Below are 21,712 nucleotides of genomic sequence, written 5' to 3' on the forward strand. Positions count from 1 at the left end.
GGGGATTACTTGGCGATCTTCTTGTACTTGATGCGGTGCGGCTCGAGCGCGTCGGCGCCCAGCGTACGCTTCTTGTACTCTTCGTACTCGGTGAAGTTGCCTTCGAAGAATTCCACCTTGCCTTCATCCTGGTAGTCCAGGATGTGGGTGGCGATACGGTCGAGGAACCAACGGTCGTGCGAGATCACCATGGCGCAGCCAGGGAATTCCAGCAGGGCGTTTTCCAGCGCGCGCAGGGTTTCGATATCCAGGTCGTTGGTCGGTTCATCGAGCAGCAGCACGTTGCCGCCAACCTGCAGCAGCTTGGCCAGGTGCAGACGGCCACGCTCACCGCCGGACAGCTCGCCCACGCGTTTGCCCTGATCGACGCCCTTGAAGTTGAAGCGGCCGACATAGGCGCGGCTCGGCATCTCGGTGTTGCCGATGCGCATGATGTCCTGCCCGCCGGAGACTTCTTCCCACACGGTTTTCGAACCGTCCATGCTGTCGCGGAACTGATCGACGGAGGCCAGCTTGACGGTGTCGCCCAGCACGATGCTGCCGGAATCAGGCTGTTCCTGGCCGGACATCATGCGGAACAGCGTGGATTTACCCGCGCCGTTCGGGCCGATGATGCCGACGATTGCCCCTTTCGGCACCGAGAACGACAGGTCGTCGATCAGCAGGCGGTCGCCGTAGGACTTGCGCAGGTTGCTGACTTCGACCACTTTGTCGCCCAGGCGTGCGCCAGGTGGAATGAACAGTTCGTTGGTTTCGTTACGTTTCTGGTATTCGGTGTTGTTCAGCTCTTCGAAGCGGGCCAAACGGGCCTTGCCTTTGGACTGACGGCCTTTGGCGCCCTGACGCACCCACTCCAGCTCTTTCTCGATCGACTTGCGGCGAGCGGCTTCGGCGGACGCTTCCTGCGCCAGACGCGCGTCTTTCTGCTCCAGCCAGGAAGAGTAGTTGCCTTCCCATGGAATGCCCTCGCCGCGGTCCAGTTCGAGGATCCAGCCGGCCACGTTATCCAGGAAGTAACGGTCGTGGGTGATCGCTACCACGGTGCCTTCGAAGTCGTGCAGGAAGCGTTCCAGCCAGGCCACGGACTCGGCGTCCAGGTGGTTGGTCGGTTCGTCAAGCAGCAGCATGTCCGGTTTTTCCAGCAGCAGGCGGCACAGCGCGACGCGGCGGCGTTCACCCCCGGACAGGTGGGCGATTTTGGCGTCCCAGTCCGGCAGGCGCAGCGCGTCGGCGGCGCGTTCCAGTTGGGCGTTGAGGTTGTGACCGTCGTGCGCCTGAATGATCTCTTCCAGGCGGCCCTGTTCGGCGGCCAGCTTGTCGAAGTCTGCGCCTTCTTCGGCGTACAGCGCGTACACTTCGTCCAGGCGCTTCAGCGCGCCGACCACTTCCGCCAGCGCTTCTTCCACCGACTCACGCACGGTGTGTTCGAGGTTAAGCTGCGGCTCCTGCGGCAGGTAACCGATCTTGATGCCCGGCTGCGGGCGCGCTTCCCCTTCGATATCGGTATCGATGCCGGCCATGATGCGCAGCAGGGTGGACTTACCGGCGCCGTTCAGGCCCAGTACGCCGATTTTGGCCCCGGGGAAGAAGCTCAGGGAGATGTTTTTCAAAATATGACGCTTCGGCGGTACCACCTTGCCGACGCGGTGCATGGTATAGACGTATTGAGCCACGTTGCTCTAAGCCTCTCTATATCAGTATTTATAGGATGTCTGGCGGCATGAGTGTAGCCCGTTTCGATCTCGGATCCCAGACATCGCTCAGCGATCGCTAAGTATAACCGTTTATGCGCCGATAAAGGCGCATATTGGTGGCTTATGGCGTGACGACGATCGCGACGCGGCGGTTTTCCGCGCGGCCGCTGGAGGTGCGGTTGTCGGCAACGGGATCGCGTTTGCCCATGCCGCGGGTTTCGATATTGGCGCGCGGAATGCCGACGCTGGCCAGCAGATCGGCCACCGCATCGGCGCGGCGCAGGGAGAGCTGGTCGTTATAGCTGTCTTCACCGTAGTTGTCGGTATGACCGTCCAGGCGGAACTTGGTGATGCCGACGCTCAGCAGCGCGCGGCCCATCTTCTGCACCGTCTCGGTGCTTTCCGGGTTCAGCTTGCCGATGTTGTTGCCGAACAGCACTTTATCCGACAGGCCGAACTCCCAGCCGTTATCGGTCAGTTTGAAGCCCTGCGATTGCAGCAGCGCGATCTGCTCGGCCGTCAGGCCCTGCGGTTTGCTCTGGCAGCCGGCGAGCGCCAGCAGGGCGACGAACACCATCGTCAGCAGTGAAAAACGACCTTTAAACAGTTGCTGTATCATAGTCAAAATCCCTAGTTCAAGTGTTATAGCCGGGGCTCTTATTTATGTATAGCCAGCCGCCAGCCTCCGTTATAACGATGCTTTGCCTGATACATCGCATCGTCAGCTTCGTGCAAAAGACCCTGAGGCGTCGACGCGTGATCAGGGTACAGCGCAATACCGATACTCAGAGAGGTAATGACCGCCTCGTCGTTCGGCAAAATGACCGGTTGCGTCATGCAATCGATGATGTTGTCAGCGATCTGCAGGACATCTTCCGTGCCGTGTACCGGCGCCAGCAGCACGGCGAATTCATCCCCGCCCAGACGCGCGACCAGATCGGTCTCGCGCAGCTGCGCGCGAATGCGCCCGGCAATGGTGGTCAGCACCGCATCGCCTGCGGCGTGGCCGTAACTGTCGTTCACCTCCTTGAAGCGATCGCCGTCGATAAACAGCACCGCCAATTTCGCCGGCGGTTCGATATCGCCCAGCGCCCGGCTCAGCCGCCCTTCGAAGAAGGCGCGGTTCGGCAAGCCGGTCAGGCTGTCGTGCGTCGCCCGGTGAGCCAGCGAGTCGTTCTCCTGCTTCAGATGGGCCTGCCAGGCCTCCAGCTCGTCGAGCAAGCCGTTGAAATCGTTGCTGAGCTCATGCAGCTCGGCGATCGGCGCCGACGGCACCCGCAGGCCGAAGGTGCGATCGCGGCGCACCGCGTGCGCCACGTTGGCGATGTCGTCCAGCGAACTGACGATGCCGACCAGCATACGGCGCGACAACACCAGGGCGCACAGGGTGCTGAGCACCATGCAGGCGAGCATGCCGACCAGGCCGCGCAACAGGAAACGCAACAGGCTGCCGCCGTTGCCGCTCAACCAGACCTGGCCGACCTGTTTGCCCCCGTGAGAAATAGGCAGGATGACCGGCTCGGGCAGCGCCCAGTGCGCAACCATCTGCTCCAGACCGTGCAGCGGGCTGTCGGAGGGATGGCGCCAGCTGGCCAGCATCTTGCCTTTATTATCCAGAATGCGTGCCTCCAGGATCTCTTCGTTGGAGGCGATCAACATCAGCGCCTCACGCGCGGCGACGCCGTCTTCAAACACCACGGCGGCCTCGACGGTATAGCTGATGGAGCGCGCGATCAGGTGCAGGTTGTGGTCGGCATAGGCGCGCAGCGCAAACAGCGCCACCAGCGTCAAAAAGATGCCGGCGGTGCCGACGGCGATCAGCGCCAGCCCAAGATGTACCCGCTGCAGCACTCGGCCCAGCGTCGGGCGCGCATTGCCGGCGCGGTTTCTGTGCAACAGCCTCATAGCGGCGGCGCCTGTTTGCGTGCCAGCTGCAGCACGTTGGGGTGAACGCGCACGCCGCTGCGCGCCAGAGCGTCCAGGTTGACCTTGAAACTGGCCTGGTCCCCATCGATCTGCAGGCAAAATGCGCTGCCGGCGGAGCATTCGCTATCGTTCTCGCTGATGCTGAGAATGGAGTTGCCGGAAATGCGCTGCATGAAATTTTGTCTCTGCGCGGCGGTGATGTTCCCTAAGTAGATGACATCGCAGCCGGTACTCAGCGTTGGGCTGTCGAACGGCACACGCTCGGCTTTAATCGGACGCGGCGCGCTCAGCAGGATCGGATCGAACAGCCCTTCGGCATACTGGGTGGGTGCGGTCACGCACAAGCGGATCGGATTGGGTTCACGCGACCAGCGGGCGTAGCTGATGATGCCTACCACCACGGTCGTCACGGCGTGCGTGCGTTTTTGATAGGGATCATCGGCGGCGCGCGCAGGCCCGGACAACGTCAGCAGCACCAACAACACGATCAGCAGCAGGCGACCGATATTCAGACGTGCGCCAAGGAAGCCCGGCACGGGGCTTTTTGCGCAACGCATCGCTATCGCGGTCTTATTCGCCATCTTCACCCGCCATTCCGGCCTGCTCCACCGCCCGCAGGCCGTGGCCTGACAAGGAAAAGTTCGGCCCGCTTGAAGGGACAATCGTTTTGCTGAAAGCTGTCAGTCGCACTGCCTAATGAACACTATCTCACCCATAATTGGCGCGGATTGTATTATAAGATGTCTTCGTTGGGCGCTTTATGTGCTGTTTTCTCGGAATTATCCTACTTATTTTTGATAGTATAAAAATGCCTACCCGGGTTTGCCACCGCTTTTCTGCAAAGTTGGCGCGTTTGGCCAGCTGTCAGGCGATTTGCGCAACGGCGGCGTCATCTCGAAAATGCAATAATGTCATAGCTAATAATTAAAAATTATTTTACTTCTCTTATAAATGCCGGGGTGGCTAATAAAAATCCGGTGGCTGGAAATATCCCGTCGGCCTGATTTGTCAGCCAAAGTAAACGTTTTTTACCTGGCTCCCGTCATGGCGATACACTTCTTCTTCTACAGTATTGAATGGATGAGCGATTGCGCTGTCTATGGTAGATATCTGCGTCCGGGCCGTGCGCCCGGCTTTATTTTGTCCCGCTGCGCCGTGGCGCGGCGGTCACCGGGGAGCTGGGCGGCTCCTGCGGTCCAACCAGTGAGGAAAGAGCGAGGATGGTCAAGGTGGACAAGCGACGGCTGTTGGCAATGGGCCTGTGCCTGACGGCGTTTTCAGGCGCGGCGCTGGCGGATTCTCTGGATGCGCAACGTCAGCGCTACCAGCAGATCAAACAGGCATGGGACGGCAATCAGATGGGCGTGGTGGCGCAGCTGATGCCGACGCTGCGCGATTATCCGCTTTATCCTTACCTGGAATACCGCGAGCTGACACAGGATCTGAGCCAGGCGGGGTTCTCCGAGGTGAACGACTTTATCAAACGCAACCCGACGCTGCCGCCGGCGAAATCACTGGCCCCGCGCTTCGTCAATGAGCTGGCGCGGCGCGAAGACTGGCGCACCCTGTTGGCCTTCAGCCCGCAGCCGCCCAAACCGGTGGCGGCGCGCTGCAATTATTACTACGCCAAGTGGGCCACCGGCGATCAGCAGGCGGCCTGGAGCGGCGCCGACGAACTGTGGCTGAACGGCAAAACGCTGCCGGGCGCCTGCGATCGGCTGTTCAGCGTCTGGCGCGGCGCAGGCAAGCAGACGCCGCTGGATATTCTGGCGCGCATGAAGCTGGCGTTGAAGGAGGGCAACAGTTCGCTGGTCAGCAACCTCTACAGCCAGCTGCCGGCCGACTACCAAACCATGGGCAACGCCCTGGTGCGCTTGCAAAACGATCCGACCACCGTGGAAGCCTTCGCCCGCAGCGTGGGGCCGACCGACTTTACCCGCGCCGCCACCGGCATCGCCTTTGAACGCCTGGCGCGGCAGGATGTGGAAAACGCGCGGGCGATGATCCCGACGCTCGCGCGGCTGCAGAAAATGAGCGACGACGAGCGGCTGGGGCTGGAAGAGGCGGTGGCCTGGCGCCTGATGGGCAGCGATGCCACCTATGAACAGGCGCAGTGGCGCGATCGGGTGATTCTGCGCAGCCGTTCGCCTTCGCTGCTGGAGCGCCGGGTGCGCATGGCGTTGGGCAACGGCGATCGGCAGGGCGTGGCGACCTGGCTGGCCCGCCTGCCGGAGGCGTCGCGCAACAAGGATGAGTGGCGCTACTGGCGCGCCAGTCAGTTGATGGACGAAGGCAAACGCGCCGAAGGCGAGGAGATATTGCGTAACCTGATGACCGAACGCGGCTTCTATCCGATGGCGGCGGCGCAGAAGCTGAACGCCACTTATCCGGTGATGGTGGCGGTGGCGGCCAAGCCGCGCGCGTCGCTGGTCGACGGGCCGGAGGTTGCCCGGGTGCGCGAGCTGATGTACTGGAACATGGACAACCTGGCCCGCAGCGAGTGGGGCTCCTACGTCGCCAGCCGCAGCCGGCCGGAACAAGAGGCGCTGGCGCGCTACGCCTTTGAGCAAAAATGGGCCGATCTGAGCGTGCAGGCGACCATCGTCGGCAAGCTGTGGGATCATCTGGAGGAGCGCTTCCCGGTCGCCTGGCCGCAGGAGTTCCGCCGCGCCACCGATGACAAGGGGATCACCACCAGCTACGCGATGGCGATAGCGCGCCAGGAGAGCGCCTGGAATCCGAAGGCGCAGTCGCCGGTTGGCGCTTCCGGCCTGATGCAGGTGATGCCGCGCACCGCGCAGCATACGGTGCAGATGTTCAATATTCCCGGCTACGTCGGCCCGAGCCAGCTGTTCGATCCGCAGACCAACATCACCATCGGCACCAGCTATCTGGAGTCGGTCTATCAGCAGTTCGGCCGCAACCGCATCCTGTCGAGCGCCGCCTATAACGCCGGCCCGTCACGGGTGAACACGTGGCTGGGCAACAGCGCGGGGCGTATCGATCCGGTGGCGTTCATCGAAAGCATTCCGTTCTCTGAAACCCGCGGCTACGTCAAGAATGTGCTGGCCTACGATGCGTTTTACCGTTATCTGACGCACCGGCCGGCCAAGGTGCTGACCGACGCCGAGTGGCAGAGACGTTATTGATTTTGACGGCCCTATGGTATGCTGCTGTACTAGTTAAATAGTATGGTGGCTGCCATGACGCAATTATCGTTAAACGACCCCGCTCTTTCAGAACAAGGCAATGAGGATTGGCTGCGCTTCGTCGCGCTGCTGCAGAATTCGTTTGCGCAAGAGCTGCATCAACCGTTGCTGCAGCTGATGCTGACGCCGGACGAGCGCACCGCGCTGGGCACCCGGGTGCGGATCATTCAGGAACTGATGCGCGGCGAGATGAGCCAGCGCGAGCTGAAAAATGAACTGGGCGCGGGGATCGCCACCATCACCCGCGGCTCGAACAGCCTGAAAGCGGCTTCACCCGAGCTGAAACAGTGGCTTGAGCAGCAGCTGTTGCACGACGCGCCCTAGCGGGATCGGTGCTATTGCTGATAGATGGCGTTGTGAAACGGCACCAGCGCCAGCAGCAGCGCCTGGTGGTAAACGCTGGTGCGGCTCAGCCGGCCGTCGGTGAAGACGCCGATGGCGCCGCCCTGGCGCTTCACCTCGGCATTGCCGGTGATCGCCGCCATTTCGCTGCCCAATTCGCGACCGGCGCGAATACCTTGTAAGATGACTTCCGGCAGCATCAGGCTCGCCGAGCGGGATTCGCCGCGGATGTGCGGGTTCTCGATGGTCATCCAGGCGAAGGTCATATTCTCTTCAATCCCGGCTTCCACGCCGACCCAAAAATCGGCCTCGGGCCTGACCTGGCGCGCTTCCATGACGCGTTGACGCGAGCCGGTGCGGGTTTCGTGGTTGCCTATCGGCTGCAGCGAGACGCCGCTGGCGACGTCAACGGATTCAATGCGGTATTGGTTCGCGCCAAAGACGTCATCGAAGGCGAGTTGAATAGCCTTGATCTTTGCCGGGTTGGTAGTTGCAGCGACAACATGGTACATAACGGGTTTGATATCCTTCTGGCCGATACGCCGGGCAGCGGCAAAAGCGCCGCCGGGCCGGGGATAAACGCAAATTTCACGCAGTATAACGGAAAACAAAAATGTTACAGGTATACCTCGTTCGCCATGGCGAAACGGAATGGAACGCGGCTCGCCGCATCCAGGGTCAGTCCGACAGCCCGTTAACCGCCATGGGTGAACACCAGGCCCGTCTGGTCGCCAGGCGCGTCAGTAAGGAAGGCATTACGCACATCATTACCAGCGATCTGGGGCGCACGCGCCGCACCGCGCAGATCATCGCCGAAGCCTGTGGCTGCGAAGTGATAGGCGATCCGCGTTTGCGTGAGCTGCACATGGGGGTTCTGGAAGAACGCCTGATCGACAGTTTGACGCCGCAGGAAGAGCAGTGGCGCAAACAGATGGTCGATGGTACTCCTGACGGCCGTATCCCTCAAGGCGAATCCATGGAGGAACTGGGCGAGCGCATGCGCGCCGCGCTGGAGAGCTGCCTGATGCTGCCGGAAGGCAGCAAACCGCTGCTCGTCAGCCATGGCATCGCGTTGGGGTGTTTGATCAGTACGGTGCTGGGGCTGCCGGCCTATGCGGAACGCCGTTTGCGCTTGCGCAACTGTTCACTGTCGCGCGTCGATCACCAGCAGAGCCCGTGGCTGGCTTCCGGCTGGATCGTGGAGACCGCGGGCGATGTCACGCATCTGGACATGCCCGCGTTGGACGAACTGCAGCGTTAACGCCGAATCGGGATCAGGTAGTCGCACTTGATCTCGATAGGCGCCTGATGCGGACGGCGCTCGCCTTTCGGGTAGAAACGTTCGATGTCGTGCCCTTTGCGGCGCGTCAGCTGGAGCGCCGGCAGGCAGGTGCCGTAGACCGTCAGAATAAAGTCTTGCAGGCCCTCAGTGGGCCCTTCGTAGCTGAACATCGCAAACTCACCGCCCGGCAACACCAGCGGCTGGCCTTCCTGCGCCTTGTCAGGCACCTGATCCGGCTCCAGCGCCGTGGTGTACAGCACTTCCTGTTCGTCGTCCTTTTCCTGGCTCGGCCGCGAGTGGTGCAGCCCGTACAGCACCGGCGGCAGGGTTTCGACGTCACCGAGGAACTGACGCCAGAACTGCGAGCGCAGCTCGGTGCTCACGGTGGTGATCTGTTCCAGCGTACAGGAGTAGCTTTGGGTCAGGCCGACCAGGCGCTTGTCCGGCAGCGAGACGAATTCCGGCTGCGGCAGGGTGAAAGCCCCCAGACGGATCGGCGGGCAGATGCCGAATGCGTTCCAGTCCTCGGCGCGGCGGTACAGCGCCGGCGTTTGCGCAAACTGTTTTTTGAAGGCGCGGGTGAAGGTCTGCTGCGAGTCGAAGCGATACTGCAGGGCGATATCCAAAATCGGCCGGCTGGTCAAACGCAGCGCGACGGCGGCTTTGGACAGCCTCCTTGCCCGGATGTAAGCACCGATGGCGTTACCGGTAATATCTTTGAACATCCGTTGCAGGTGCCATTTGGAGTAGCCGGCCTTGGCCGCCACGTTATCCAGCGACAAGGGTTGGTCCAAATGGCTTTCCAGCCAGCTAAGCAGATCACGAATGATACCGGCTTGATCCATAGATCTTCCTCGTAAAGCTTGGGGGTAGGAACCCGAACTGTTGATTCGTCACGCTGGTGCTGCGCTATCAGACCGATCCATGAGCCATTATGCGTTGCACTCTTTGCCTCTGCTGCGCTTGCCGCGCCAGAGTTGGATTGGGGTACACCGTAGTGGGCGCAAAGAAATAACGACGCCGCATCATAGCAATTTTTTTACTCCGCGACTCTCAAAGATTTTTGTCACGCTCTGTGCTAAAACGGACGGTGCGGACCCGTAAAAAACCGATTCCGTGAGCTTAGACATAAATAATGGCGATCGCCGAACCTATTTTTGCGGCAAGGTTATATCGGAGTTAAGTAAATGAAAAAAGGCTGGATATTTTTATTCGGTTTGGTTTGCGCAACCGTTGGCAGCGCGCAGGCGGAGCAGGTGGGCTCCGTTGATACCGTGTTTAAATTGTTGGGGCCGGACCACAAAATCGTGGTGGAAGCGTTCGACGATCCGGATGTTAAAAATGTAACTTGTTATATCAGCCGCGCCAAAACCGGCGGCATCAAAGGCGGTCTGGGGCTGGCGGAAGACACCGCCGACGCGGCCATTTCCTGCCAGCAGGTGGGGCCTATCGAACTGAGCGACAAGATCAAAAACGGCAAGTCGGAAGGCGAGGTGGTATTCCAGAAACGCACCTCGCTGGTGTTCAAGAAGCTGCAGGTGGTGCGCTTCTACGACGCCAAGCGCAATTCGCTTATTTACCTGAGCTACTCCGACAAGGTGATCGACGGTTCGCCGAAGAATGCCCTGAGCGCGGTGCCGATCATGCCGTGGGCTGAGACGAAATAAAAAAACGGGGTTCAGCATGCTGAACCCCGTTTTCATGACGGCAGGCCGGAATTACTCTTCCAGATCGCCGCAGAAGCGGTAGCCTTCGCCGTGAATGGTGGCGATGATTTCCGGCGTGTCCGGCGTCGATTCGAAGTGTTTGCGAATGCGACGGATGGTGACGTCCACTGTGCGGTCATGCGGCTTCAGCTCGCGGCCGGTCATTTTCTTCAGCAGTTCGCCGCGGGACTGGATCTTGCCCGGGTTTTCGCAGAAGTGCAGCATGGCGCGGAATTCGCTGCGCGGCAGCTTGTACTGTTCGCCGGCCGGGCTGATCAGCGAGCGGCTGTTGATGTCCAGCTCCCAACCGTTGAACTTGTAGCTCTCGACCAGGCGGCGCTCTTCGCCGAGGCTGCCCAGGTTCATGGTGCGCGACAGCAGGTTGCGCGCGCGGATGGTCAGCTCACGCGGGTTGAACGGCTTGGTGATGTAATCGTCGGCGCCGATTTCCAGGCCGAGGATTTTGTCCACTTCGTTATCGCGACCGGTCAGGAACATCAAGGCGACGCTGGCCTGTTCACGCAGTTCGCGCGCCAACAGCAGGCCGTTTTTGCCTGGCAGGTTGATGTCCATGATGACCAGATTGATATCATTTTCAGACAGGATATTGTGCATCTCTGCACCATCATTGGCTTCATGAACAATGTAGCCTTCCGCCTCGAAAATGCTCTTCAGGGTGTTACGAGTGACTAACTCGTCTTCGACAATCAGAATGTGCGGGGTCTGCATATTTGCTACCTAAAATTGCCAACAAAATAGAAAATCGGAAGTACAGAAGTCTTTGTTTTCTTAGAGGAGGGCAGAGATAGCGCCACGTTCCCTCTCAGCAAATGACTAAAGTACGTAAACTCGTTCTTGATGCACTTTCCATCTCATGTCAACAAGATCGCTAGCCTGGTGGGGATGCTGTTCCCTACAACCCCTGGGGTGCCAAATTGGCGCATATCCTAACCCCATTAACAGCAATATAACAGCGCGTGCCGAATTCATCACCCAACAAAACTACGCTTTGTTGACATATATCAAATTCAATTGTAGCACGTTAACAGATTTGTGAAAAACACTTACAGAAATGCCAGTTTAAGTCACAGAACCTCAAATTCTGTGAACGATTCAGCATTATCCGGCCCGATAGGATACAATTATTCGTTTATTGATCATCGCTTTGTTTTAACTCATTGATAAATAAATGCAGTAAAACATAAGCACGAATAATGACTATTACGACGGGTTTATTAGCTCAACGAGCCGTTTAATCTTGTTTGTTGCTATTAACGCGTTTATTGTTACGCAATTGTAAATATAAGCGGGCGCTGCGCCACCGTCAAAACGCAGGCCTGCCTTCGGTGGAAGAGTGATGCAACTTCATATTGTTTTAGTGGCTCCGGCGCGGCCGGAAAATGTCGGCGCGGCGGCGCGCGCGATGAAAACCATGGGCTTCACGTCGTTGCGCATCGTTGACAGCGAGGCGCACCTGCAGCCGGCGGCGCGCTGGGTGGCACACGGGGCCGGCGAGATCCTCGACGGCGTGCAAACGTTCGCCACGCTGGAACAGGCGCTGGCGGACGTGGATTTCACCGTCGCCACTACCGCCCGCAGCCGCGCGCGTTTTCACTACTACTGCACGCCGCCCGAGCTGCTGGAACAGCTGAGCGAGCGCAAGCAGTGGGTCGGCCAGGCCGCGCTGGTGTTCGGCCGCGAAGATTCCGGCCTGACCAACGAAGAACTGGCGCTGGCGGATTTGCTGACCGGCGTGCCGATGCAGGCGGACTATCCGTCGCTTAACCTGGGCCAGGCGGTGATGGTGTACTGCTACCAGTTGGCGAGCTTGATGGGCGTCAGCACGCCGCAGGAAACGGTGGCGTCGGAAGGGCAGCTCAAGGCGCTGCGCCACCGCGCCGATGCCTTGTTGAACGCATTGGATGTCGGCGATGACCAAAAATTGCGCGACTGGCTGCACCAGCGACTCGGCGTGCTGCAACAGCGCGATACGGCGATGTTGCATACGCTGCTGCACGACATCGAAAAAAAACTCGCCAAGTGATAGCGGCTCCATCAGACGGTTACCCAGCGTGATCCACTGGTAAATCGGCTTTAAGCTGTTTTTTTGTTCTGTCGTTTTGCTTTTCACCTGTTGCATCGCGCATTACCGTCGCTGAACGGAAAATAAGCAAAAAAAAGAAATAGTTTGACTTGGGATAGCGATTGCTTTAACCAATAGAGGGGACAGAGTATTTCATGAGACAGACAGACAACATGCGCAACATCAGCCTGAAAACCACAATTATTACCACCACCGATACCACAGGTAACGGGGCGGGCTGACGCGCACAGGAAACACAGAAAAAAGCCCGCACCTAATCAGTGCGGGCTTTTTTTTCGGCTTAAATTCGGAGAGATTACACATGCGAGTGCTGAAATTTGGCGGAACCTCGGTGGCGAATGCAGAACGTTTTCTGCGCGTTGCCGACATCATGGAGAGTAATGCGCGTCAGGGACAGGTAGCCACGGTCTTGTCCGCCCCCGCAAAGATCACCAACCATCTGGTGGCGATGATCGACAAAACGGTGGCGGGCCAGGACATTCTGCCGAATATCAGCGACGCCGAGCGGATCTTTGCCGATCTGCTGAGCGGCCTGGCGCAGGCGCTGCCGGGCTTTGAATACGATCGCTTGAAAGGCGTGGTCGATCAGGAGTTCGCGCAGCTCAAACAGGTGCTGCACGGCGTTTCGCTGCTGGGGCAGTGCCCGGACAGCGTGAACGCGGCGATCATCTGCCGCGGCGAAAAGCTCTCCATCGCCATCATGGAAGGGGTGTTCCGCGCCAAGGGCTACCCGGTCACGGTGATCAACCCGGTGGAGAAACTGCTGGCGCAGGGCCACTACCTGGAGTCCACGGTGGACATCGCCGAGTCCACGCTACGCATCGCCGCGGCGGCGATCCCGGCCGACCACATCGTGCTGATGGCCGGTTTCACCGCCGGTAACGACAAGGGTGAACTGGTGGTGCTGGGCCGCAACGGCTCCGACTATTCCGCCGCGGTGCTGGCCGCCTGCCTGCGCGCCGACTGTTGCGAGATCTGGACCGACGTCGACGGCGTGTATACCTGCGATCCGCGCACCGTACCGGACGCCAGGCTGCTGAAGTCGATGTCGTATCAGGAGGCGATGGAACTCTCCTATTTCGGCGCCAAAGTGCTGCACCCTCGCACCATCACGCCGATTGCCCAATTCCAAATCCCTTGCCTGATTAAAAACACCTCCAACCCGCAGGCCCCCGGCACGCTGATCGGCAAAGACAGCACCGATGACGCGATGCCGGTGAAAGGCATCACCAACCTGAACAACATGGCGATGATCAACGTCTCCGGCCCGGGCATGAAAGGCATGGTCGGCATGGCCGCGCGAGTGTTCGCCGTGATGTCGCGCGCCGGCATTTCGGTGGTGCTGATCACCCAATCCTCTTCCGAATACAGCATCAGCTTCTGCGTGCCGCAGGGCGAACTGCTGCGCGCGCGCCGCGCGCTGGAGGAGGAGTTCTATCTGGAGTTGAAAGACGGCGTGCTGGATCCGCTGGACGTGATGGAACGCCTGGCGATCATCTCGGTAGTCGGCGACGGCATGCGCACCCTGCGCGGCATCTCCGCGCGCTTCTTCTCCGCGCTGGCGCGCGCCAACATCAATATCGTCGCCATCGCCCAGGGCTCTTCCGAGCGTTCAATCTCGGTGGTGGTCAGCAATGAATCCGCCACCACCGGCGTGCGCGTCAGTCACCAGATGCTGTTCAACACCGATCAGGTGATCGAAGTGTTCGTCATCGGCGTCGGCGGCGTTGGCGGAGCGCTGATCGAGCAGATCTACCGCCAGCAGCCGTGGCTGAAGCAAAAGCATATCGACCTGCGGGTGTGCGGCATCGCCAATTCACGCGTGATGCTGACCAACGTGCACGGCATCGCGCTGGACAGCTGGCGCGACGAGCTGGCCGGCGCGCAGGAGCCGTTCAATCTCGGCCGCCTGATCCGGCTGGTGAAGGAGTATCACCTGCTGAACCCGGTGATCGTCGACTGCACTTCCAGCCAGGCGGTGGCCGATCAGTATGTGGACTTCCTGGCGGACGGTTTCCACGTGGTGACGCCGAACAAAAAGGCCAACACCTCGTCGATGAACTATTATCAGCAACTGCGCGCGGCGGCCGCCGGTTCGCACCGCAAGTTCCTCTACGACACCAACGTCGGCGCCGGTTTGCCGGTGATTGAGAACCTGCAAAACCTGCTGAACGCCGGCGATGAGCTGGTGCGCTTCTCCGGCATCCTGTCCGGCTCGCTGTCCTTTATCTTCGGCAAGCTGGACGAAGGGCTATCGCTGTCGGCGGCGACCCTGCAGGCCCGGGCCAACGGCTACACCGAGCCGGATCCGCGCGACGATCTGTCCGGTATGGACGTGGCGCGCAAGCTGCTGATCCTGGCGCGTGAGGCCGGTTACAAGCTGGAGCTGAGCGATATCGAGGTCGAGTCGGTGCTGCCGCCGTCCTTCGACGCGTCGGGCGACGTGGATCAGTTCCTGGCGCGCCTGCCGGAGCTGGATAAAGAGTTCGCGCGCAACGTGGCCAACGCCGCCGAGCAAGGCAAGGTGCTGCGCTATGTCGGCCTGATCGACGAAGGCCGCTGCAAGGTGCGCATCGAGGCGGTGGACGGCAACGATCCGTTGTATAAAGTGAAGAACGGCGAGAACGCGCTGGCCTTCTACAGCCGCTACTATCAGCCGCTGCCGCTGGTGCTGCGCGGCTACGGCGCCGGTAACGATGTGACCGCAGCGGGCGTGTTCGCCGATCTGCTGCGCACACTGTCATGGAAGTTGGGAGTTTAATATGGTTAAGGTGTATGCACCGGCCTCGATCGGTAACGTCAGCGTCGGTTTCGATGTGCTGGGCGCGGCGGTTTCGCCGATCGACGGCACGCTGCTGGGCGACTGCGTCAGCGTAGAAGCCGCCGAGACGTTCAGTTTGCAGAATGCCGGGCGCTTCGTCAGCAAGCTGCCGGCCGAGCCGAAAGAGAACATCGTTTATCAATGCTGGGAGCGCTTCTGCCAAGAGATCGGCCGCGAAGTGCCGGTGGCGATGCGGTTGGAAAAGAACATGCCGATCGGATCGGGGCTGGGCTCCAGCGCCTGTTCGGTGGTGGCCGGGCTGATGGCGATGAACGAATTCTGCGATCGGCCGCTGGATGAGACGACGCTGCTCGGCCTGATGGGCGAGCTGGAAGGCCGCATTTCCGGCAGCGTGCATTACGATAACGTGGCGCCTTGCTACCTTGGCGGCCTGCAGCTGATGCTGGAAGAAGAAGGCATCATCAGCCAGGAGGTGCCGTGCTTCGACGATTGGCTGTGGGTCATGGCCTATCCGGGCATCAAGGTCTCCACCGCCGAAGCGCGCGCCATTTTACCCGCGCAATACCGTCGTCAGGATTGCATCAGCCACGGTCGCTATCTGGCCGGCTTTATCCATGCCTGCCACACCCGTCAGCCGCAGCTGGCCGCCAAATTGATGCAGGACGTGATCGCCGAACCGTACCGCACCCGGCTGCTGCCGGGCTTCGCCGAAGCGCGCAAGGCGGCGCAGGACATCGGCGCGCTGGCCTGCGGCATCTCCGGCTCCGGCCCGACGCTGTTCGCCGTCTGCAACGACGGCGCCACCGCGCAGCGCATGGCCGCCTGGCTGCAACAACACTATCTGCAAAACGACGAAGGTTTTGTTCATATTTGCCGTCTGGATACCGCAGGCGCTCGACTACTGGGATAACGCATGAAACTGTACAACCTTAAGGATCACAACGAGCAGGTCAGCTTCGCGCAGGCGATAAAACAAGGCCTGGGCAAGCAGCAGGGGCTGTTCTTCCCGCTGGAGCTGCCGGAGTTCGAACTGACCGAGATAGACCAGCTGCTGGAGCAGGACTTTGTCACCCGCAGCAGCCGCATTCTGTCGGCCTTTATCGGCGAAGAGGTGCCGGAAGCGGCGCTGAAGAAACGCGTGCAGGCCGCTTTTGAGTTCCCGGCGCCGGTGGCGAAAGTGACCGAAGACGTCTCCTGCCTGGAGCTGTTCCACGGCCCGACGCTGGCGTTCAAAGACTTCGGCGGCCGCTTTATGGCGCAGATGCTGGCGGAAGTGGCCGGCGATCAGCCGGTGACCATTTTGACCGCCACCTCCGGCGACACCGGCGCCGCCGTGGCGCACGCCTTCTACGGCCTGAAAAACGTCCGGGTGGTGATCCTCTATCCGCAGGGCAAAATCAGTCCGCTGCAGGAGAAGCTGTTCTGTACTCTGGGCGGCAACATTCACACCGTAGCGATCGACGGCGACTTCGATGCTTGCCAGGCGCTGGTGAAGCAGGCGTTCGACGATCGGGAATTGAAGGACGCGCTGCACCTGAACTCGGCCAACTCGATCAACATCAGCCGCTTGCTGGCGCAGATCTGCTACTACTTCGAAGCGGTGGCGCAGCTGCCGCAGGAAGCGCGCAATCAGCTGGTGATTTCGGTGCCGAGCGGCAACTTCGGCGATCTGACCGCCGGGCTGCTGGCCAAGTCGCTGGGCCTGCCGGTGAAGCGCTTTATTGCCGCCACCAACGCCAACGACACCGTGCCGCGCTTCCTGACCAGCGGCCAGTGGCAGCCGCACGCCACGGTCGCGACGCTGTCCAACGCCATGGACGTCAGCCAGCCGAACAACTGGCCGCGCGTGGAAGAGCTGTTCCGTCGTAAGGTCTGGCAGCTGAAAGAGCTGGGCCACGCGGCGGTCAGCGATGAGACCACCCGGGAAACGATGCGTGAACTGGCCGAGCTGGGTTATATCTCCGAACCGCACGCGGCCATTGCCTATCGCGCGCTGCGCGATAGGCTGCAGGAAGGGGAGTTCGGTCTGTTCCTCGGCACCGCGCACCCGGCCAAGTTTAAAGAGAGCGTAGAAGCGATCCTCGGCCAGGAGCTGCCGTTGCCGAAAGCGCTGGCGCTGCGGGCCGATCTGCCGCTGCTGTCGCACACGCTGCCGGCCGGCTTTGCCGAGCTGCGCAAGTTCCTGATGGCGCTGCCGGCCTGAGGTTCGGCAGGCTAGAATGCGAAAAGCCGTCTTGCGACGGCTTTTTTTATGCCTGCTCCGGGCGTTTGAACACCAGTTCATTGCCCTGCGAGGCGGCTTCGTCGAAGGCGTAGCCTTCCAGGTTGAAGTCCACCAGCTGCTCGCTGCGCGTCAGGCGATTTTTGATGATAAAGCGGCTCATCAACCCGCGCGCTTTCTTGGCGTAGAAGCTGATGACCTTGTACTTGCCGTTCTTCTCGTCGAGGAACACCGGTTTGATCAGCGCGCCGTGCAGTTTGGCCGGCTTCACCGCCTTGAAATACTCGTCGGACGCCAGGTTGACCACCACGTCGTCGCCCTGCTGCTCCAGCGCTTCGTTGAGTTTTTGGGTGATTTTATCGCCCCAGAAGCTGTACAGGTCTTTGCCTTTCGGGTTTTCAAGCCTGATGCCCATCTCCAGCCGGTACGGCATCATCAGATCGAGCGGGCGCAGCACGCCATACAGGCCGGACAGCATGCGCAGATGCTGCTGGGCGAAGTCGAAATCGGCTTCGCTGAAATCCTGCGCCTGCAGGCCGGTGTAAACGTCGCCCTTGAACGCCAGCAGCGCCTGACGGGCATTGTCTGGGGTAAATTTCGGCTGCCACTCGCTAAAGCGCGCGGCGTTCAGCCCGGCCAGCTTGTCGCTGATGCTCATCAGGCTGGCGATTTGCGCCGGTGTCAGCTCGCGGCAAATTTTGATCAGCTGTTTCGACTTGTCCAGCATTTCGGGCTGCGTGAAGCGTTCTGTCGCCAGCGGGCTGTCGTAATCGAGAGTTTTTGCAGGGGAAATAATAACGAGCATGGCCAGATCCTGTTTATCCAAGTGCGGATACTGTAGCAAAAAGCGCGGGAAAAAGGGGCAATCGGTCCAATAGGCAGGGGCGCGCACCGCACGCGCCCCGGAAAACTCAGCGCGGCGGCTTTTGGTCGTCCCACACGCCCGGCTCCAGCTGCGACTTCAGCTCCGGATAACGGTTGGCGTCGAAGGTCGGCAGCTTGCCCAGACGGCGTTGGCGATGGTAGTCGTCGGCCAGCTTAAGCGCCACCCGCGACAGCAACAGGATGGCCGTCAGGTTGGTGATGGCCATCAGCGCCATGGAGGTATCCGCCATTTTCCACACCAGCGGCAGCTCCGCCAGCGCGCCGAACATCACCATGCCCAACGCCACGCAGCGGAAAATCAGCAGGCCGCCCGGATGGTTGTGCTCGAGGAACACCAGGTTGCTCTCGGCATAGGCGTAGTTGGCGATGATCGAGGTGAAGGCGAAGAAGAAAATGGCGATGGCGACGAACGGCGCCCCCCAGCTGCCGACGGCGGTCGACAGCGCGCGCTGGGTCAGATCGATGCCGCTGATGCTGTCGGTCGGCTGATCGAGAATGCCGGAGGAGAGGATGATCGCCGCAGTGGCGCTGCAGATGACGATGGTATCGATAAACACACCGAGCATTTGCACATAGCCCTGTGAGGCCGGATGCGGCGGATAAGGCGAAGCGGACGCCGCCGCGTTGGGCGCCGAGCCCATGCCGGCTTCGTTGGAGAACAGGCCGCGCTGCACGCCCTGGGTCATCGCCTGGGAGATGCCGTAACCGACGGCGCCGGCCGCGGCTTCCTGCAGGCCGAAGGCGCTTTTGAAGATCAGCGTCAGGATCGCCGGCATGTGTTCGATGTTATGGCCAATCACCCAGAGGGCCAGCAACAGGTAGGCGCCGGCCATCAGCGGCACCACCAGCTCGGCCACTTTGGCGATGGAGCGGATGCCGCCGAAGATCACCACGCCGCTCAGCAGCACCAGGCCGATGCCGACGTGCAGCGGCTGCAAATGGAAGGCGACGGCGGAGGCCTGCGCGATGGAGTTGGCCTGCACGGCGTTGAACACCAGGCCGAAAGCGATGATCAGGAAGATCGAGAACAGCACGCCCATCCAGCGCATGCCGAGGCCCTTTTCCATGTAGTAGGCCGGGCCGCCGCGGTAGTTGCCGTTATCGTCTTTGGTTTTGTAGAGCTGCGCCAGCGAGCTTTCCACAAAGGAGGTGGCCATGCCGATAAACGCCACCACCCACATCCAGAAGATGGCGCCGGGGCCGCCGGCGGTCAGGGCGATGGCGACGCCGGTCAGGTTGCCGGTGCCGACGCGCGCCGCCAGCGTGGTGCACAGCGCCTGGAAAGAGGAGATGCCGGCGCTGTCGCTCTTATTGCTGTTTTTCAACACCGAGAACATGTGGCTGAAGTGGCGGAGCTGGATAAAGCGGGTGCGCAACGTGAAGTAGATGCCGGTGCCGAGCAGCAGATAAATCAGTACCGACCCCCACAAAATGTTGTTTATAAAATTCATCAGGTCCGTCAAGGGATCCCTCCTTTTATCGAAATTTAATGCGCACCTTGCAGCATCCACCGCAGGTGAAAAACATTGGCCTATTTTTTACAAGAGCTTAGCTGGAATCTGTCCGGCGTCAGTCGATTAAGATTTTTCGCAGATTAGCGGACGAATTGCATCAATTTTTTCGAATTTAACATAATTTATTCGGACAATAGCACGTTATTGCCTTTCCATCCGCTCGGTAATGGCGAAAGATATCGGCGTAAACGGTTGCTCGCCCAAGGATAAAACAGATGCCTGCGCGCCGCGGTTTTCCAGCCTTGCACCGGGCTTGGCGCATGTTATTATCAGGGCAGGGCATGGTTGAACGATGCCAAAAGTTCATGCACAAACGATGAGATAATGCCAACATGACCGACAAATTAACTTCCCTGCGCCAGCTGACCACGGTGGTTGCAGATACGGGTGATATCGCGGCAATGAAGCTGTATCAACCGCAGGACGCCACAACCAACCCTTCGCTGATCCTCAATGCAGCCCAAATTCCTGAATACCGTAAACTGATTGACGAAGCCATCGCCTGGGCGCGCGGCCAGAGCAGCGATCGCGAGCAGCAAATCGCCGACGCCGCCGACAAGCTGGCGGTCAACATCGGTCTGGAAATCCTCAAACTGGTTCCGGGCCGCATCTCCACCGAAGTGGATGCACGTCTGTCTTACGACACCGATGCCAGCGTGGCCAAGGCCAAGCGCCTGATCAAGCTGTACAACGAAGCCGGCATCAGCAACGATCGCATTCTGATCAAACTGGCCTCGACCTGGCAGGGCATCCGCGCGGCGGAGCAGCTGGAGAAAGAAGGCATCAACTGTAACCTGACGCTGCTGTTCTCCTTCGCTCAGGCTCGCGCCTGTGCCGAAGCCGGCGTTTACCTGATCTCGCCGTTCGTCGGCCGTATCCTCGACTGGTACAAAGCCAACGGCGACAAGAAAGAGTTCGCCCCGCATGAAGATCCGGGCGTGATCTCCGTGACCGAGATTTACCAGTACTACAAACAGCACGGTTACAACACCGTGGTGATGGGCGCCAGCTTCCGTAACGTTGGCGAAATCATCGAACTGGCCGGCTGCGACCGTCTGACCATCGCCCCTGCGCTGCTGAAAGAGCTGGCGGAGAGCGAAGGCGCGCTGGAGCGTAAACTGTCTTACACCGGTGAAGTGAAGGCGCGTCCTGCCGCACTGACCGAACCTGAGTTCTACTGGCAGCACAACCAGGATCCGATGGCGGTTGAGAAACTGACCGACGGCATCCGCAAGTTCGCCGTAGACCAGGGCAAACTGGAAAAAATGATCGCCGACCTGCTGTAATTCCGGCAGATCGCGCAGTAAAAAGGTGGCTCAGGCCACCTTTTTTTATGCCCGACGCTCCCGCCGGCGGGGGAAGCCCTTATACTCTCGGCAATGACAACAGAACGGGGACGAACCCGTTCGGACCCCATCAGGCTGTAGAGGTTACGCATGGATATTTTACGTATTGGTTTGGTTTCCGTTTCCGACCGCGCTTCCGGCGGCGTTTATCAGGATAAAGGCATTCCGGCGCTGGAGGAATGGCTGAGCGGCGCGCTGGCGACGCCGTTCAAGCTGGAAACCCGGCTGATCCCCGATGAGCAGACGCAAATTGAACAGACGCTGTGCGAGCTGGTGGACGAAATGGGTTGCCATCTGGTGCTGACCACCGGCGGCACCGGGCCGGCGCGACGCGACGTCACCCCCGACGCCACGCTGGCGATCGCCGATCGCGTGATGCCTGGCTTCGGCGAGCAAATGCGTCAGATCAGCCTACACTATGTGCCAACGGCAATTCTTTCTCGCCAGGTGGGGGCGATCCGCAAGCAGGCGCTGATCATCAACCTGCCCGGCCAGCCGAAGTCGATCAAGGAAACGCTGGAAGGGGTAAAAGATGAGCAGGGCAATGCGGTGGTGCACGGCATCTTCGCCAGCGTGCCTTATTGCATTCAACTGCTCGACGGGCCTTACGTCGAAACGCACGCCGCGGTGGTAGCAGCATTTCGGCCAAAGAGCGCGCGTCGCGAGATAAACCTCTAAATTTCAGCGTTCTGCGAGATCGG

20 protein-coding genes and 1 other annotated feature are annotated in these 21,712 nt (G+C 60.2%); of the genes, 11 read left to right on the forward strand and 9 right to left on the reverse strand.

Annotated features, from left to right (window positions below):
• Nucleotides 1–5 precede the first annotated feature (5 nt).
• The 4 genes from ettA to ACF8MC_RS18760 form a co-directional block, all read right to left on the reverse strand.
• A complete protein-coding gene (ettA, locus tag ACF8MC_RS18745) occupies nucleotides 6–1,673 on the reverse strand; it encodes an energy-dependent translational throttle protein EttA (RefSeq protein ID WP_025159620.1) in 1,668 nt (555 codons plus the stop codon).
• Between the two features lie 142 nt (nucleotides 1,674–1,815).
• Nucleotides 1,816–2,313 carry an OmpA family protein gene (locus ACF8MC_RS18750; protein WP_164050110.1) on the reverse strand — a complete coding sequence of 166 codons (498 nt, stop codon included), beginning with the start codon at nucleotides 2,311–2,313 and terminating at the stop codon, nucleotides 1,816–1,818.
• Nucleotides 2,314–2,351: 38 nt separating this feature from the next.
• The gene (locus ACF8MC_RS18755; RefSeq protein WP_164105386.1) at nucleotides 2,352–3,599 is read right to left on the reverse strand and encodes a diguanylate cyclase domain-containing protein; all 1,248 of its coding nucleotides are present in this window, start codon (nucleotides 3,597–3,599) and stop codon (nucleotides 2,352–2,354) included.
• Nucleotides 3,596–4,207, reverse strand: coding sequence for a YfiR family protein (locus ACF8MC_RS18760; protein ID WP_369783288.1), 612 nt, complete (start codon nucleotides 4,205–4,207; stop codon nucleotides 3,596–3,598). Before ACF8MC_RS18760 ends, ACF8MC_RS18755 begins: the two co-directional genes overlap by 4 nt.
• 633 nt (nucleotides 4,208–4,840) lie before the next feature.
• Between ACF8MC_RS18760 and sltY the strand changes: the two genes are divergently transcribed.
• Together sltY and trpR are read left to right on the forward strand one after the other, a co-directional pair.
• On the forward strand, nucleotides 4,841–6,769 hold the full coding sequence (sltY, locus tag ACF8MC_RS18765) for a murein transglycosylase (RefSeq protein ID WP_033637039.1): 1,929 nt from the start codon (nucleotides 4,841–4,843) through the stop codon (nucleotides 6,767–6,769).
• Nucleotides 6,770–6,823: 54 nt separating this feature from the next.
• Nucleotides 6,824–7,153 carry a trp operon repressor gene (gene trpR, locus ACF8MC_RS18770; protein WP_004933017.1) on the forward strand — a complete coding sequence of 110 codons (330 nt, stop codon included), beginning with the start codon at nucleotides 6,824–6,826 and terminating at the stop codon, nucleotides 7,151–7,153.
• 11 nt (nucleotides 7,154–7,164) lie between these two features.
• On the opposite strand, the gene yjjX is transcribed toward trpR, so the two are convergent.
• Nucleotides 7,165–7,683: an inosine/xanthosine triphosphatase gene (gene yjjX, locus ACF8MC_RS18775; RefSeq protein ID WP_033637040.1), complete on the reverse strand. Its 519-nt coding sequence runs from the start codon at nucleotides 7,681–7,683 to the stop codon at nucleotides 7,165–7,167.
• A gap of 101 nt (nucleotides 7,684–7,784) precedes the next feature.
• Between yjjX and gpmB the strand changes: the two genes are divergently transcribed.
• Nucleotides 7,785–8,432, forward strand: coding sequence for a 2,3-diphosphoglycerate-dependent phosphoglycerate mutase GpmB (gene gpmB / locus ACF8MC_RS18780; protein WP_025305227.1), 648 nt, complete (start codon nucleotides 7,785–7,787; stop codon nucleotides 8,430–8,432).
• On the opposite strand, the gene robA is transcribed toward gpmB, so the two are convergent.
• Nucleotides 8,429–9,298 carry an MDR efflux pump AcrAB transcriptional activator RobA gene (gene robA, locus ACF8MC_RS18785; protein ID WP_392423699.1) on the reverse strand — a complete coding sequence of 290 codons (870 nt, stop codon included), beginning with the start codon at nucleotides 9,296–9,298 and terminating at the stop codon, nucleotides 8,429–8,431. The genes gpmB and robA overlap by 4 nt on opposite strands.
• 342 nt (nucleotides 9,299–9,640) lie before the next feature.
• Here robA and creA point away from each other — a divergent pair, with 342 nt between their 5' ends.
• Nucleotides 9,641–10,120 (forward strand): protein CreA, encoded by a 480-nt coding sequence (gene creA / locus ACF8MC_RS18790; RefSeq protein WP_033637043.1) that lies wholly within the window; start codon nucleotides 9,641–9,643, stop codon nucleotides 10,118–10,120.
• Between the two features lie 51 nt (nucleotides 10,121–10,171).
• Here the strand turns inward: creA and arcA are convergent, their stop codons facing one another.
• Nucleotides 10,172–10,888: a two-component system response regulator ArcA gene (arcA, locus tag ACF8MC_RS18795; protein ID WP_004933003.1), complete on the reverse strand. Its 717-nt coding sequence runs from the start codon at nucleotides 10,886–10,888 to the stop codon at nucleotides 10,172–10,174.
• A gap of 628 nt (nucleotides 10,889–11,516) precedes the next feature.
• Here arcA and ACF8MC_RS18800 point away from each other — a divergent pair.
• From ACF8MC_RS18800 to thrC, 5 genes are all read left to right on the forward strand, one after another.
• Nucleotides 11,517–12,203 carry a tRNA/rRNA methyltransferase gene (locus ACF8MC_RS18800; RefSeq protein WP_164105384.1) on the forward strand — a complete coding sequence of 229 codons (687 nt, stop codon included), beginning with the start codon at nucleotides 11,517–11,519 and terminating at the stop codon, nucleotides 12,201–12,203.
• 212 nt (nucleotides 12,204–12,415) lie between these two features.
• Entirely contained in the window at nucleotides 12,416–12,484 is a 69-nt protein-coding gene (gene thrL, locus ACF8MC_RS18805; protein ID WP_086581142.1) for a thr operon leader peptide, read from the forward strand.
• Nucleotides 12,423–12,540 (forward strand) — a sequence feature (Thr leader region). Its footprint overlaps the gene before it by 62 nt.
• Nucleotides 12,541–12,564: 24 nt before the next feature.
• Nucleotides 12,565–15,024 carry a bifunctional aspartate kinase/homoserine dehydrogenase I gene (gene thrA, locus ACF8MC_RS18810; RefSeq protein ID WP_033649141.1) on the forward strand — a complete coding sequence of 820 codons (2,460 nt, stop codon included), beginning with the start codon at nucleotides 12,565–12,567 and terminating at the stop codon, nucleotides 15,022–15,024.
• A gap of 1 nt (nucleotide 15,025) precedes the next feature.
• On the forward strand, nucleotides 15,026–15,955 hold the full coding sequence (thrB, locus tag ACF8MC_RS18815; protein WP_047569370.1) for a homoserine kinase: 930 nt from the start codon (nucleotides 15,026–15,028) through the stop codon (nucleotides 15,953–15,955).
• A gap of 3 nt (nucleotides 15,956–15,958) precedes the next feature.
• Nucleotides 15,959–17,248: a threonine synthase gene (thrC, locus tag ACF8MC_RS18820; protein WP_033637047.1), complete on the forward strand. Its 1,290-nt coding sequence runs from the start codon at nucleotides 15,959–15,961 to the stop codon at nucleotides 17,246–17,248.
• 46 nt (nucleotides 17,249–17,294) lie between these two features.
• Here the strand turns inward: thrC and yaaA are convergent, their stop codons facing one another.
• Together yaaA and ACF8MC_RS18830 are read right to left on the reverse strand one after the other, a co-directional pair.
• Nucleotides 17,295–18,071 (reverse strand): peroxide stress protein YaaA, encoded by a 777-nt coding sequence (gene yaaA, locus ACF8MC_RS18825; protein WP_033638662.1) that lies wholly within the window; start codon nucleotides 18,069–18,071, stop codon nucleotides 17,295–17,297.
• Nucleotides 18,072–18,177: 106 nt separating this feature from the next.
• Nucleotides 18,178–19,614: a sodium:alanine symporter family protein gene (locus ACF8MC_RS18830; RefSeq protein ID WP_033637048.1), complete on the reverse strand. Its 1,437-nt coding sequence runs from the start codon at nucleotides 19,612–19,614 to the stop codon at nucleotides 18,178–18,180.
• A 383-nt stretch (nucleotides 19,615–19,997) separates the two neighbouring features.
• On the opposite strand from ACF8MC_RS18830, the gene tal reads away from it, so the two are divergent.
• Nucleotides 19,998–20,951 carry a transaldolase gene (gene tal / locus ACF8MC_RS18835; RefSeq protein WP_033637049.1) on the forward strand — a complete coding sequence of 318 codons (954 nt, stop codon included), beginning with the start codon at nucleotides 19,998–20,000 and terminating at the stop codon, nucleotides 20,949–20,951.
• Nucleotides 20,952–21,101: 150 nt separating this feature from the next.
• Nucleotides 21,102–21,689, forward strand: a complete 588-nt coding sequence (mog, locus tag ACF8MC_RS18840) for a molybdopterin adenylyltransferase (protein ID WP_004932980.1) — start codon at nucleotides 21,102–21,104, stop codon at nucleotides 21,687–21,689.
• Nucleotides 21,690–21,712 lie beyond the last annotated feature (23 nt).

The sequence above is a fragment of the Serratia sp. LACPHL-BACT-2024-00286 genome, from assembly GCF_043109535.1.
GTDB classification, from domain to species: domain Bacteria; phylum Pseudomonadota; class Gammaproteobacteria; order Enterobacterales; family Enterobacteriaceae; genus Serratia; species Serratia sarumanii.